General features: G+C 71.8%; 12 protein-coding genes. 3 read left to right on the top strand and 9 right to left on the bottom strand.

The window, feature by feature from the left end; translation table 11 throughout:
* Nucleotides 1–58: 58 nt before the first annotated feature.
* Genes ACTXG6_RS07070 through ACTXG6_RS07060 form a run of 3 tightly spaced genes read right to left on the bottom strand, consistent with a single transcriptional unit; the run spans nt 59 to nt 3178 of the window.
* Nucleotides 59–829, bottom strand: coding sequence for an SDR family NAD(P)-dependent oxidoreductase (locus tag ACTXG6_RS07070; RefSeq protein ID WP_445186956.1), 771 nt, complete (start codon nt 827–829; stop codon nt 59–61).
* A gap of 10 nt (nt 830–839) precedes the next feature.
* Entirely contained in the window at nt 840–1634 is a 795-nt protein-coding gene (locus tag ACTXG6_RS07065; protein ID WP_445186955.1) for an MBL fold metallo-hydrolase, read from the bottom strand.
* Complete coding sequence (locus ACTXG6_RS07060; protein ID WP_445186954.1) at nt 1631–3178, bottom strand: class I adenylate-forming enzyme family protein; 1548 nt, start codon at nt 3176–3178, stop codon at nt 1631–1633. Before ACTXG6_RS07060 ends, ACTXG6_RS07065 begins: the two co-directional genes overlap by 4 nt.
* Nucleotides 3179–3279: 101 nt before the next feature.
* On the opposite strand from ACTXG6_RS07060, the gene ACTXG6_RS07055 reads away from it, so the two are divergent.
* The 3 genes from ACTXG6_RS07055 (at nt 3280) to ACTXG6_RS07045 (ending at nt 5958) form a co-directional block, all read left to right on the top strand.
* Complete coding sequence (locus tag ACTXG6_RS07055) at nt 3280–3876, top strand: TetR/AcrR family transcriptional regulator (RefSeq protein ID WP_445186953.1); 597 nt, start codon at nt 3280–3282, stop codon at nt 3874–3876.
* Complete coding sequence (locus tag ACTXG6_RS07050) at nt 3873–4823, top strand: helix-turn-helix domain-containing protein (protein ID WP_445186952.1); 951 nt, start codon at nt 3873–3875, stop codon at nt 4821–4823. The genes ACTXG6_RS07055 and ACTXG6_RS07050 overlap by 4 nt, the downstream gene beginning before the upstream one ends.
* A gap of 205 nt (nt 4824–5028) precedes the next feature.
* Nucleotides 5029–5958, top strand: coding sequence for an alpha/beta hydrolase (locus tag ACTXG6_RS07045; protein ID WP_445186951.1), 930 nt, complete (start codon nt 5029–5031; stop codon nt 5956–5958).
* A gap of 4 nt (nt 5959–5962) precedes the next feature.
* Here the strand turns inward: ACTXG6_RS07045 and ACTXG6_RS07040 are convergent, their stop codons facing one another.
* The 6 genes from ACTXG6_RS07040 to glmS all read right to left on the bottom strand — a co-directional run bounded on the left by ACTXG6_RS07040 (nt 5963) and on the right by glmS (nt 13688).
* Nucleotides 5963–6559, bottom strand: coding sequence for a hypothetical protein (locus ACTXG6_RS07040; RefSeq protein WP_445186950.1), 597 nt, complete (start codon nt 6557–6559; stop codon nt 5963–5965).
* Between the two features lie 14 nt (nt 6560–6573).
* Nucleotides 6574–8346 carry an FAD-dependent monooxygenase gene (locus ACTXG6_RS07035; RefSeq protein ID WP_445186949.1) on the bottom strand — a complete coding sequence of 591 codons (1773 nt, stop codon included), beginning with the start codon at nt 8344–8346 and terminating at the stop codon, nt 6574–6576.
* On the bottom strand, nt 8343–9308 hold the full coding sequence (locus tag ACTXG6_RS07030) for an MBL fold metallo-hydrolase (RefSeq protein WP_445186948.1): 966 nt from the start codon (nt 9306–9308) through the stop codon (nt 8343–8345). Before ACTXG6_RS07030 ends, ACTXG6_RS07035 begins: the two co-directional genes overlap by 4 nt.
* Before the next feature lie 59 nt (nt 9309–9367).
* Complete coding sequence (locus tag ACTXG6_RS07025) at nt 9368–10606, bottom strand: cytochrome P450 (RefSeq protein WP_445186947.1); 1239 nt, start codon at nt 10604–10606, stop codon at nt 9368–9370.
* A 274-nt stretch (nt 10607–10880) separates the two neighbouring features.
* Nucleotides 10881–11792: a LysR family transcriptional regulator gene (locus ACTXG6_RS07020; protein WP_445186946.1), complete on the bottom strand. Its 912-nt coding sequence runs from the start codon at nt 11790–11792 to the stop codon at nt 10881–10883.
* Nucleotides 11793–11888: 96 nt separating this feature from the next.
* Complete coding sequence (gene glmS, locus ACTXG6_RS07015) at nt 11889–13688, bottom strand: glutamine--fructose-6-phosphate transaminase (isomerizing) (RefSeq protein WP_445186945.1); 1800 nt, start codon at nt 13686–13688, stop codon at nt 11889–11891.
* Between the last annotated feature and the right edge of the window lie 3 nt (nt 13689–13691).

Below are 13691 nucleotides of genomic sequence, written 5' to 3'. Positions count from 1 at the left end.
CGTGAGTGGTATTGGTCGCCATGACGACCAATACCACTCACGGGCTCAGCGGTGTCGGTCATGGCATCGCATAGCCGCCGTTGACCGAGACCACTTGACCCGTGGTCCAGGACGACAGCGGGGAGGCCAGCAGCAGCACCATCGGCGTGATGTCGTCCGGGCGCCCGAGCCGGCGCAGCGGGTACTGAGCGAGGATCTTCTTGGTCCGCTCGTCGTCGGCGTCGGCGCCGCCGGAGTGCTCGTCGAAGTTGTCCGTGCGCACCAGAGCCAGGGACACCGCGTTGGTGCGGATGCCGAACCGGGCCAGCTCCTTGGCCAGCGACCGGGTCAGCCCGACCGTGGTCGACCGCGCGGTCGCGGTGACCAGCAGCCCGGACTCGCCGACCCGCCCGGAGTCGCCCATCAGGTTCACGATCGCGCCGGCCTTGCGCTCGGCCATCCGCTTGGCCACCGCGTGGGTGAGCTGCAGGGTGCCGGTCACCGTGACGTCGATCTGCGGTGCCCAGTCCGCCGGCGTCGAGTCGAGGAAGCGCTGCACCTTGGTGGCCGCCGCGTTGTTCACCAGCACGCCGATCGGGCCCAGCTCGGACTCGGTGCGCTCCACCAGCTCGGCGACGTCGGCCGCCGACCGCAGGTCACCGCCGACCGCGATCGCCCTGACCCCCAGTTCGGTGGCCTCGGCCGCCGCCTTCTCCGCCCCGGAGGCCGAGGAGTTGAAGTGGAACGCCACGTTCGCGCCCTCCGCGGCGAACCCCATCCCGAGCGCCCGCCCCAGCCCCTGGCCGGCACCGGTGACCAGCACGTTCAGTCCGGCAAGTTGCAGATCCATGACAGCTCCCTCAGATCGCCTGGAAGCGGCGGTCGCCACCGGCCCGGAGCACCCGGCCGAACCGCAGTTCCGGGAAGTGCGCCCCGATCACCAGGTCCGGTGTGTCGGCCACCTCGTCGGCCAGCGCGTTGCGGGCCGCGCGGGCGGCCGCCGGGTCGACGTCGAACACCGCCTCCCAGTCCGGTTCCGCCAACTCGACCACCGAGTGCACCACGTCGCCGAGCAGCAGCGCGCGCTCACCACCGGAGGAGACGACGTACACCGTCGAGCCCGGGGTGTGCCCTGGCGTGTGCCGGGCGTCGACCCCGGGCGCGAGCGGCCCGTCGGCGTCGAACAGCGCCAGTTGCGGCCCGAGCGGCCCGAGCTTGCGGACCGCGCCGGCCTCGGCGTCGGACGCGGTGACGAAGTGCGCCCAGTCGGCGGCGTGCACGCGGTAGGTGGCGTTCGGGAACACGACGGCGCCCTTGCGTGTCGACCAGCCGACGTGGTCGAAGTGCAGGTGGGTGAACACGACATCGGTGACGTCCTCGGGGCCGACGCCGTGGCCACGCAGCGAGTCGAGGAAGCCACCGCCGGAGTACTTGCCGTTGTTGATCCCGCCGACCCCGGCGTCCACCAGCACGACCCGGTCCCCGGTACGCACCAGGAACCCGCCCAGTGGCAGCCGCAGCACACCGTCCGCGTCCACGCAGCCGGGGTGACACGCCCACGGGTCGTCCACCCCGGGACGGGTCAGTACCTCGGCGGCCACCTCGCGCCCGACGCCGTCGAACACGGGCAGGATCTCGATGTCCCCGACCTTCACTCGGCCAGCCTTTCCCGCAACCGGAAGCGCAGGATCTTGCCCGACCCGGTGCGCGGTATCTCGTCGATCTCGATCAACTGGGTTGGCACCTTGAAGTGCGACAGCCGCAGCGCGCACTCGGCCAGCACCCCGGCGGAGTCCAACGGCGCGGTGCGCGGCACCACGAAGGCCACCGGCACCTCGCCGAGCCCATCGTGCGGCACGCCGACCACGGCTGCGTCGGCAACCCCCGGGCAGGCCAGCAGCGCGTCCTCCACCTCGGCCGGGTAGATGTTCTCGCCGCCGCGGATGATCAGCTCCTTGGTGCGGCCGCTGATCCGAAGGAACCCGTGCTCGTCGCGGCGGGCCAGGTCACCGGTGTGGTACCAACCGTCGGCGAGCACGGCTTTGGTCGCATCCGGCAGGTTGTGATACCCCGGCGTGACGTTCGGGCCCTGCACCCAGAGCTCGCCCTCCTCACCGGGTAGCACGTCGGTGCCGGTCGCGGGGTCGACCAGGCGAACCGTGAGCCCGGGCAGCGGCAGCCCGCAGGAGCCCATCACCCGACTGCCGGTCGGCCAGTTCATGGTCACCATGGTCGACGTCTCGGTGATGCCGTAGCCGTCCAGCAACGGCACCCCGAACGCCTGCTCGAACTCGGCGTTCAGCGCGGCCGGCATGATCGCCCCGGCGGACACGCACAGGCGCAGGCCGCCGATCTCGGCGCGGCCCTCCGCCCGGCTCCGCTCCAACAGGTAATGGAACATCGTCGGCACCCCCGGCAGCAGGGTGTACCGCCCGGAACGCAGGCACTCCAGCACGGCGTCCACCGAGAACCGGGGCAGCACCCGCTCGGTGGCGCCCACGGCGAGCACCCCGAGCACACACAGGTCCAGTGCGTAGGAGTGGAACAGCGGCAGCGGTGAGAGCACCACATCGTCCGGGCCGAGGCCGACGATCGGCGCCCAGCACGCGGCGACCACCCACAGGCAGCCGCGCTGGGTGAGATACACGCCCTTCGGGCGGCCGGTGGTGCCGGATGTGTAGAGCATCCAGGCCACATCGTCCAGGGCCAGACAGTCGCGGGGAGCGGACGTCTCAGGGGTGGCGAGCAAGCTCGCATAGTCGTGCTCGGTGTCGGTATCGGGGTCCGCGCCGCCGATTGTGACGACCACCGGGCGCGGGTCGGCGACGGCGACCAGGGCACGCACGGTGTCCAGGTGCGCCGCGTCGGTGATGACCACGGTGGCGCCGCTGTCGGCCAGGATGTGCGCCACCTCGGCGGGGGCGGACCGGGGGTTGGCGCAGGCGGCGATCGCCGCGGCCCTCGGCACGGCCAGGTACGCCTCGACCGTCTCCACCGCGTTGTCCAGGTAGAGCAGCGCGACCTCGCCCGGAGCCAGGCCGAGGTCGGCCAGGTGCCCGGCGAGCCGGGCGGTGTTCGCGGCCAGCTCGCGGTAGCTAACCTGGCGGTGCTCGTCGAAGAAGGCGATCTGCTCGGGGCGGCGCGCGGCATGCTCGGCGAGCAGCTCGGGTACCGGTCGGATCAGCTCGGTCCGGATCACGGTGCCCACCTCCTCGCCGTTGAGTCGAGAAGCAAGCTAACTAACGCGCGTTAGTTTCGCAAGTGGGGCGCTAGGGTGGGCGCCGACGGGGGAGGGGTGGAGTGAGCACAGACACGCGCGTCACGGTGACCAGTGAGGCCGTGCTGGACGCGGCACTGACGCTCTTCGCCCAACGGGGCTACCACGGCACCGCGCTCAGCCAGATCGCCGAGACGCTGAACATCCGCACCCCGAGCCTGTACAACCACATGCGCTCGAAGCACGAACTGCTGCGCACCATCGTCGACGAGACGACCGCGGGTGTGCTGACCGACTTCCACCGGGCCATCGCCGACACCTCCGACCCTCGGGAGCGGCTGTACCGGGCCACCCTGGTCTACGCCCGCCGGCACGCCACCCACCGCCGGGAGGCCCTCGTCGTCAACCGGGACACCGCCAGCCTCGACCAGCCTCACCGCGACGAGATGCAGCGCCGGCGCCGGGAGCACGGGCACGCGATGCGCGGGCTGATCGCCGACGGGGTGGCCGCCGGGATCTACACGGTGGACTCGGCGGCACTCGCGTCCTTCGCGATCCGGGAGATGTGCGTCAGCATCGCGCGCTGGTTCCGCCCGGACGGAGACTTCACCGCCGCCGAGGTCGCCGAGCAGTACACCCGGTTCGCGCTGCGCATCGTCAACGCGTCGCCAGAAACGTGAGCCGACCGACGGAGCACTTCTCGCTCGACGGCGTCCCCAGGCCGGACCGCCCGGAGCGCTGGGCCGAGCTGCTCTCGGAGACCCACGTCGACATGGCGGTGCGGGTGACCTCGACCGGCACCGACTACCGAGCCGTGGTGCGCCGGCAGTGGATCGACGACCTCGCGCTGGTGGACTGCGAGTGCGACCCGTGCAGCGGAACGCGCGGGCGGTCCCGGATCGCGGCGAGCTCGCAGGAGTACGTCGCGGTGTTGGTCACCCGGCGCGGGCGGGAAACCCTGGCGCAGGGCGAGATGTATCGGGACATGCGTCCCGGCGACGCCGTGGTGTGGGACAGCATGCGCCCGGCCCGGTTCGCCGTGTGGGAGCCGCTGACCAAGCGCACGCTGCTGATCCCGCGCGCCGCGCTGGACGAGGTCAACGGGCGCTCCTGGGATGCCGGCGGCGTGGTGCTGGACGGGTCCGCACCGGCCACCCGGTTGCTCACCGGTTACCTGGACCTGCTCTCGAACACCCTCGACGAGCTCACGCCGGTCGCGGTCACCGCCGCCCGCAACGCCACCCTGGAGCTGTTCACCGGCGCGGTTCGCCCGGCCGGCTCCCCCGCTGCCACCGCGCCGACCCCCGTGTTGCGCGCCGCCATGGAGGCCTGGATCGACCGCCACCTCGCCGCCACGAACCACACCGCCGTCACCCCGGCATCCATCGCGGCGGCACACGGTGTCTCGGTGCGCACCGTGCACCGGACCTTCGAGTCCACCGGGCGCACCGTCGGCGCGGTGATCCGGTCCCGGCGGCTCGCCAGGGCCCGCGCCGAGCTGGCCGGCCGCGGCGAGCCGATCTCGGTCATCGCCCGGCGCTGGGGCTTCTCCGACTCGAGCCACTTCACCCGCGCGTTCCGGGCCCGCTACGGCGCCACCCCCTCCGACTACCGAGCCCAGCACTGACCTGACCCGACCCGACCCGACCCCGAGCCGACCCGACCCCGACCTTCTCCGCGAGTCGGGGCTCCCAGCACACTGAGTCGGGGCTCTCAGCACATCCAGCCCGAGCTGGCAGGCAGCGGCCAGCGCGCGGCACGCACGTGCAAGCCCACCGAGCGCCACCCCGCCAGGATGGGACCCGACGCAGGGACTGATCAAGGAGGATCACGTGGCTCGGGAAGACATCGAGTTCACCGCGCAGGGGGCAACTCTGCGCGGCTGGTTCTACCCCGCGGCGGACACCGTGGGCTCGGGCGGCGGCGAGACACCGTGTGTGGTGCTGCAGCACGGCTTCGCGGCGGTCAAGGAGATGTGGCTGGACCGCTACGCCGACGTGTTCTCGGCCGCCGGGCTGAGCTGCCTGGTGTACGACCACCCCGGCTTCGGCGCCAGCGACGCGATCCCCGGTACGCCGCGCCAGGAGATCGATCCGTGGCAGCAGGTGCGCTTCATCCAGCACGCGATCACCTACGCGCAGTCCCGTCCCGATGTGGACGCCGAGCGGATCGGGCTCTGGGGCTCCAGCTACGGCGCGGCGAACGCCTACGTGACCGCCGCGATCGACCGGCGGATCAAGGCGATCGTCGGCCAGGTACCGGCCATCTCCGGCTCACAGCACTTCCGGGAGCTGGTCCGGATCGACAACTGGGCCGGCATGGACGCCATGTTCGCCGCCGAGCGGGCGGCCATCGCCGGTGGCGCCGCGCCGACCATGATCCCGGTGGTCGCGGAGGACCCGAGCGCTGTGTCCGCGCTGCCCACACCGGACTCCTACCGGTGGTTCACCGCGACCGCCGAGGAGCGTGCGCCCGGCTGGCGCAACGAGGTGACCCTGCTGACCATGGAGTACTTCCGGGGTTACGAGCCGGGCAAGTACCTGCCGCTGATCTCGCCGACGCCGCTGCTCATGGTCGTCGCCCCGAACGACCGACTGGCCGCCGGGGAGATCGCCGCCGCCGCGTTCGAGACCGCCGCGCAGCCGAAGAAGATCCAGCTGGTCGCCGGCGGGCACTTCGACGCCTACACCGGCCCGGGCTTCGAGGTCAGCTCCGGCGCCGCCCGCGACTGGTTCGTGGAGCACCTGCTCACCAAGTCCTGACGACTCAGCGGGACTGCAGCGCGTCCAGGGCCACCGCCATCGAGGCGGCCACCCGGAAGTCCAGCCGAGGATCGGACACGGTCACCGAGTACCGGTCCCGGATGGACTTGCGCCGCTCACTGATGAGCACCGGCGAGCCGGTGGCGCTGTCGGTGAAGTCGAAGTGGAAGACGAACGGCACCCAGATGTCACCGAGGAACGGGATGAAGTCCCAGACCCGGCGCAGGATCGCGACGCTGAGCCGCCGCTCCTGCCCGACCGCGTCGATACCGCCGGCGGACAGGTGCCACGTCGACCGCACCAGGCTCGCCCCGAACGCCTTCCGGAAGTAGCCGAGCTCGACGCCGTCCTGGTCGTAGACGTCGTGTTCGGCGTGCACGTCAAGCCGCTGCCGGGCCCGGAACGAGAACACCGGCCGGCTCTTCGACTCGTCGGAGTAGAAGGTCACCTGCTCCTTGAACGCCATCCGTTTCTGCTGGGCGAACGCCAGCAGCTCGCCCTCGGTGCCGTCCGGGTTGGCGGCGAAGATCTGGTAGCGGTTGACCATCAGGGTGATCTTCTGCCGCACGAAGAAGTGCGGCACGTACATCGGGGCGGTCATGGCAGCGCAGTCTCTCAGTAGAGCGGACGACCCACGCTGCCAATATCCGCGACTCGCCCTGCCGAAATCCCCGACTCGCGGGCGTGGTGGAGGTGGCGGGGGGCGGCGTGCACCGTGGGGGTGGCGGGAGCGGTGTGCCCGACCGCTCGACACAGCGCCGGGTACAGCTGCGCGAGGTCGGTGACCACCGCCGCCAGGTGCCCGTCCGGCCGGACCACCCACCACTCCCCGCGCCGGGCACCGAGCAGACCGGCCAGCTCGCCGCTCAGCGCCGCCATCTCGGCCACCCGGACCGGGACCGGCGCCAGCTCGACGACCACCGCCACCGCCTCCGCCGTGCCCGCACCAGGCGCGGCGAGCACCAACAGGCCGTCCCTGCTCAGCCGCCGCAGCGAACTGGCCGGGACACCCGAGCGGGCCGGGTCGGACACCGGTAGGTCCGGCAGCAGCACGCCGGGGGTCGGCGGCGGCACCGTGCCGCGCAGCGGCCGGCCGGTGAACGGGCGACGGGGGTCGACCGTGGTCAGTGGCGACTCGGTGTACCAGTACGGCTCGGCCAGCCGCCCGGAGTCGACCAGTGCCCGAGCGGCCGGATCGTCCCGGGCCCTGGTCAGCACGTCCCGGCGGTGCGCGGCGGCGGCCGGCGACTGTGGCACCAGGAAGTCCATCGTCGCCGTCGTCACCTCGACGTTCTCCCGGGCCGCCGCGTGCCGCTCGACGTGGTAGCTCTCGAGCAGCGACGGACCCCCCCACCCGCGACCCACGTAGGCGAGCTTCCACGCGGCGTTCTCCGCGTCGGCCACCCCGGAGTTGAGGCCGCGGGCACCGAACGGCGCGTACAGGTGCGCCGCGTCGCCGGCCACTAGCACCCGGCCGACCCGCATCCGGTTCACGCAACGGGTGTGGAACCGGTACACCGACTGCCAGAGCAGCTCGTACCCGGTGTCGCCGACGATCGCCCGGATACGCCGGTCCAGCGCGCCGGAGGTCATCTCGGCGTCCAGGTCGTAGTCCGGCGGCACCTGCCAGTCGATCCGGTAGGTGGAGTCCGGGCACGGGTGGATCAGCACCTGCCGGCCGGGGTTCCACGCCGGGTCGAAGTAGAACCGCCGCTCCCGCGCCCAGCCGGGCAGCTCGGCGCGGATGTCGCAGATCAGGAACCGGTCCTCGAAAGAGTGCCCGTCGAGCGTGACGCCGAGGGACTCGCGCAGCGCGTCGGACCGCGCGCCGGTGCAGGCCAGCAGGTAGGGCGCGCGCAGTCGGAACGGGCCGGCGGCGGTCAGTCCGCCCAGCGTGACCTCCGCCGGGTCCTGGGTGATCCAGGTGACCTGGTGGCCCCAGCGCACCTCGATCAGCGGCTCCTCGGCGATGCGCTCGTCCAGCAGCTGCTCGGTGCGCGACTGGGAGATGTTCACGAAGGGCGGCAGCGGCGAGCGGCCCGGGTCGGCGAACTCCACGCTGAACAGCTCGTCGGCCTCGAAGAACGTGCGGGACGTTGTCCAGGTGGCCCCCTCGGCGGCGATCCGGGCGCCGACCCCGACCGACTCCCAGATGTCGATGGCGTCGCGCTGCTGGCAGATCGCCTTCGAGCCGACCAGGTCCCGCTCGGGACGCCGGTCGAGCACGACGCACGGCACCCCCCAACGGGCGAGCAGGAGCGCGGCGGTCTGCCCGACCGGCCCGTTGCCCAATACCACCACCGGGTCCAGCGGCCAGAGTTCGGCCGGTTGTGAGCGCGGAGTGGTCCTGGGAGACCACTCCGCACTCACGGGGTGCTTGTCGGTCATGACTGCAGCTGGTCCCAGACCTCGCGGTCCCGCTCGGCCGTCCAGATCACCGGCCGCTCGACCCCGGTCAGCTCGTCCCACAGCCGGGACACGTCGAACGGCAGGCAGTGCTCGAAGATCGGCCACCGTCCGTAGTCGTCGACCAGCGCCGCGTGGCAGGCCTCGAACGCGTCCTTCAGCGCACCGCCCCTGGCCTGCGCGGCGGACACCTCACGGATCATCACGTCCAGGAAGTTGCGGGTCTGCGCGATCGCCGCGGCCACCGCCGGCCGGCCCTGGCTGACCGCGCCCCGGCCGCCGACCAGCGACTCCGCGCCCAGCGCCGCGACCGCGTCCAGCGTGCCGGCGGACCAGTCCCGGTGGAACGCGTCGCCGGTGTAGAGCGCTGCCTCGGCTTCCACCAGATCGCCGGCGAACAGGATGCGCTGGCGGGGCAGCCAGGCCACGAGGTCGCCCTCGGTGTGCCCCCGGCCGCAGTAGCGCAGCTCCAGGTCGCCCCGGTCACCGCCGAGGTCGATGGTCAGCTTGTCGGAGAAGGTCAGCGTCGGCCAGGTCAGCCCGGGGACGGACTCGGCGGCCTTGGCCAGTCGCGGCATCCGGGCGAACTCACTCGCCCAGTCCTGCAGGCCGCGCTCGGCGACCAGCGCCCGGGTGTTCTCGTGCGCCACGATGACCTCGGCGTCGAACGCGGACGCGCCGAGCACCCGCACCGCGTGGTAGTGGCTCAGTACCAGATAGCGGACCGGCTTGTCGGTGTGCTGGCGCAGCACGGCCAGCCAATCGCGGGCGGCGACCGGGGTGGCGAGTGCCTCGAAGCAGACCAGGAAGTCCTCGCCCTCGATGGCGCCGACGTTGGGGTCGCCCTCGGCGGTCAGCGCGTAGACCCCGTCGGCAAGCACCTCCAGCGTCTGCTCCTTGGTGGCCAGATCGGCCGACGATGCGAACGGCTTCGCGGTGGTCATGAAGAGTCCTCCTCAGAATGCTTTGCTCTGCGTAGGCATACGCAACAGCCTGCTCGCCTCTAGGCCCGAGCGCCGCGGCGCAGCCACAGCTGACTGGGCCCCCGGAACGAGACGTTCGGTGGGAAGTCGAGGCGCTGATCTCCCACCAGCTCGAGGTCGGGCGCAGCCGCGGTGAGCAGCTCGAGCACGATCCGGACCTCCATCCGGGCCAGCGGCGCGCCGAGGCAGAAGTGGATGCCCTTGCCGAACGCCAGGTGCCGGCCGGCGTCCTCGCGGTGCACGTCGAACCGCTCCGGGTCGGGGAACCTCGCCGCGTCGCGCCCGGCACTACCGAGCATCAACAGCAGCCGCGCGCCGGCCGGGATGTCGGTGTCGCCGACCCGGACGGCCCGGGTGGTGCGCCGCCGCCAGGCGATCACGCTGGTGTCGTAGCGGAGCACCTCCTCCACCGCGTTCGGGATCAGCGCGGGGTCGGCGCACAGTGCGTCCCACTGGTCGCGGTTCTCCAGCAGCCGGCGGATCGCGTTGCTGGTCAGGTTGGTCGTCGTCTCGTGGCCGGCGAAGCTCAGCCCGTAGGCGATGCTGGTGATCTCCAATGGCGAGAGCTGGCCGGGGTCCGCGAGGTGGATCCGCACCAGGTCGCTGGTGAAGTCGTCGCACGGCTCGGCGATCCGACCGGCCACGAACCGCGTGCAGTACTCCCAGTAGCGGCGCATCTTGCCAGCGATCTCGAGTTGCTCGGCCGGCTCAGGGTGCCCCCAGGAGAACGCCATCCGGTCTCCACACCAGCTCTTCAGCAGCTCGGTGTCAGCCGCCGGGAACCCGATCAAAGCGAAGATCATGAACGCCGGCAGCGGGTGGCTCAGGCCGGCGACGAGGTCGAACGACCCGGTGGTCGGCAGCGCGTCGATCAGCTCGGCGGCGGCCACCCGGACCCGGGGCTCCAGCGCGGCGGTGCGCCGGGCGGAGAACGCCTGCAGGTTGATCCGGCGGATCCGGCTGTGATCCGGCGGGTCGGCGTTGGACATCGTCCTGGGCAGCGGGAAGTCCGGTCCGAGCTCGGCGCGGGCCGCCTGGCTCAGCGGGAACAGCGGATCCTGGACGATGGAGGCGGAGTACGTCACCGGGTCACGGAACACCGCGTCGAGGTCGTCGAACCGGGTGAGTACCCACATGTCCAGCTCGGGGGCGTAGAACGCGGCCGGAGACTCGGCCAGCTGGGGGTACGGATCGGCGAGATAGGCCGCGTCGAACGGGTTGAAGCTCGCGTGTGCCGGACGGGCGGACGGCGCGGTCATCGGCAGCTCCCTCGATCGCCGACCTCGAGCATGACCTGGACCACAATCACTGTAAAGCGCACAGTCCTGAGGTTTCACATAAGCAAACCTCATACCCCGTGACCGCCCCCAAAACCCCCGCGAGTCGGGGCTCTCAGCACATCGAGTCGGGAGCCTCAGCACACCCAGGAACGCTGCTCAAGTGTGCTGAGAACCCCGACTCAGGGTGCTGAGAGCCCCGACTCGCCGGAACGATCCGCGGCGGTATGGCGGTACGGCGGTACGGGGGTGCAGGTCAGGGTGGGCCGTGGCGGAGTGTCTGATGGCAGTGGTCGGCGAAGGCACGGGCGCGCCGGGTGGGTGGCGCGGCGGACGGCCAGGCCAACACAACCGCCGTGGGCTCGACGCTGTCGGCCAGCGGGCGGACGACCAGCGGCCGGCCCTCGTAGCTGACCCCGACCGAGGGCTCCTGGATGAGCAGCGAGAACCCGTGGCCGCGGGCGACCAGGGAGCGGACCATCTCGAAGTTCACCGTCCGGTGCCGCACCCGGGGCACCACCCCGGCCGCCGCCAACAGCAGGCTGAAGTGGTGCTCGCTCGGCGGGAAGTCGAGCATGATCATGTCGTGGTCGGCGAGCTCGCTGAGGTGGATCTCGGAGCGGGCGGCCAAGGGGTGCGCCGGGGCGAGCAGCACGTGCGGGGACGTCAGGTAGACCGTCTCCCGGTGCACCGCCGGGCTCAGGTCCATGTCGTAGAGCAGCGCCACCTCGCACTCGCCGTCCAGCAGCATCGCCTGCAGCTCGACCAGCGACCCCTCCACGAAGTCCAGCTCCACGCCGGGGTGCGCCTCCTGGAAACTGTCCAGCAGCGCCGGCATCACGAACGGCCCGATGGTCTGGAAACAGCCGATCACCAGCCGGCCGCGCAGCGCGGTACCCAGGTCGCCGGCGCCGGCGCGCAGTTCCTCGGCCAGCCGCAACAACGCCCGCGCCGGCCCGATCAGCTCCCGGCCGGCCGCTGTCAGGGTCAGCCCCTTGGCCCGGCGGCGCAGCACCAGCTGGACACCGAGCTGGCGCTCCAGGTCGGCCAACCCGAGCGATACCGCCGACTGGGACACGTGCAGCGCGGTGGCGGCCGCCGTCATCGTGCCGGTCTCGGCGGCCGCCACGAAGTAGGACAGCTGGCGCAGGCTCAGGTCCTCGATCACAGCGGCCATCCTCGGCCGTCGCGCCCGCCACGCCGCACCCGGACGCCGCCGCTCACTCCGTGCTCACTCCGTGCTCACTCCGTGCTCACTCCGTGCTCACTCCACCGTGACGCTCTTGGCCAGGTTGCGCGGCTTGTCGATGTCGCGGCCCAGCGCGTTGGCCACGTGGTAGGCGAACATCTGCAGCGGGATGGTCAGCAGGATCGGGTCCAGCTCCGGGGAGTTGACCGGCACCCGCAGCTCGGCGTCGACCAGCCCGGCCGGCAGCGTCGCGTTGGTCACCGCGATCACCGGGCCACCGCGGGCCTTGATCTGCTCGATCGTCGAGATGTTCTTGGCCAGCAGCTCGTCGTCCGGCACGACCACCACGCTGGGCATCGCCGGGTTGATCAGCGCGAGCGGGCCGTGCTTGAGCTCGGCGGCCTGGTACGCCTCGGCATGGAGATAGGAGATCTCCTTCAGCTTCTGCGCGCCTTCACGGGCCACCGGCCAGGCCCGCACCCGGCCGACGAAGAACATGTGCTCGGCGGTGGCGAACTTGCTGGCCACAACGGCCACCTCGTCGTTGGTCCGCAGCACCTCCTCGATCTGGTCCGGCAACGCCTGCAACGCCGCGACCAGCCGCTCGCCCTGCGCCGCCGACAGGTCGCGGACCCGCCCGAGCAGCAGCGCGAGCATCGCAAAGGTCACCGTCATGTTGGTGACCGCCTTGGTCGAGGCGACCGAGACCTCGGGCCCGGCGTGCAGGAACACCCCGCTGCCGCACTCCCTGGCGACCGCGCTGCCGACCACGTTCACCACGCCGATGACGTTGCCGCCCTTGCGCTTGAGCTCCTGCACAGCGGCCAACGTGTCCAGCGTCTCGCCGGACTGGCTGATCGCCACGTACAGGGTGTCGGAGTCGACCACCGGGTTGCGGTAGCGGAACTCCGAGGCCGGCTCGGCGTCCGCGGGCATCCGGGCCAGCTCCTCGACCAGCGTCGCACCGAGCTGCCCTGCGTAGTACGCGGACCCGCAGCCGATGAACTTCACCCGGCGCACCGCGCGCAGCTCGCGGGGGTCCAGCCGCAGGCCGCCGAGGTGGGTCGTGTTGAACCGGAAGTCGAGCCGACCGCGCAGGGCCCGGCGGACCGCCTCGGGCTGCTCGGCCATCTCCTTGCGCATGAAGTCCTCGAACTGGCCGAGCTGGTAGTCCTCGTCGGACAGCTCGACCGTCTCGGCGCGCCCGCTGGTGCGGAAGTCGTCGGCCCGCACCGTGGCGATCTCGCCGTCCTCCAGGTAGACCACGCGCTGGGTGTGCCGGACCAGCGCGGCGACGTCGGAGGCGACGAAGGTCTCCCCCTCGCCGATACCCAGCACGAGCGGGCTGCCGTTGCGCGCGACGACCAGCTCGTCGGGGCGCTGCGAGTCGAGCACCACCAGGCCGTAGGTGCCCTCGACGGAGGCCAGCGCGGAGCGCACCGCGCCCTCGAGCGTGTCGGTGTGCTCGGCCCGCGCGGCGATCAGGTGTACCAGCGCCTCGGTGTCGGTGTCGGACACCAGCTCCACGCCGTCGGCGATCAGCTGGGCGCGCAGCCGGTCGGCGTTCTCCACGATCCCGTTGTGGACCACCGCGAACCGGCCGGACGCGTCGAGGTGCGGGTGCGCGTTGACGTCGGTCACCTCGCCGTGGGTGGCCCACCGGGTGTGCGCGATGCCGACCGCGCCCGGGGCGGCGTCATCGACCAGCCTGCGCAGGTCCTCGACCCGCCCGGCCGTCTTGTGCACCTTCAGCCGGCGTCTCGCCGCGAGCGCGAGGCCCGCCGAGTCGTAGCCGCGGTACTCCAGCCGGCGCAACCCTTCCAGCAGTACCGGGGCGGCCTGCCGATGGCCGATGTAGCCGACGATTCCACACATAGG

This window comes from Pseudonocardia sp. Cha107L01, from assembly GCF_052566575.1.
This window is presented reverse-complemented; position numbering and strand designations above follow the sequence as displayed.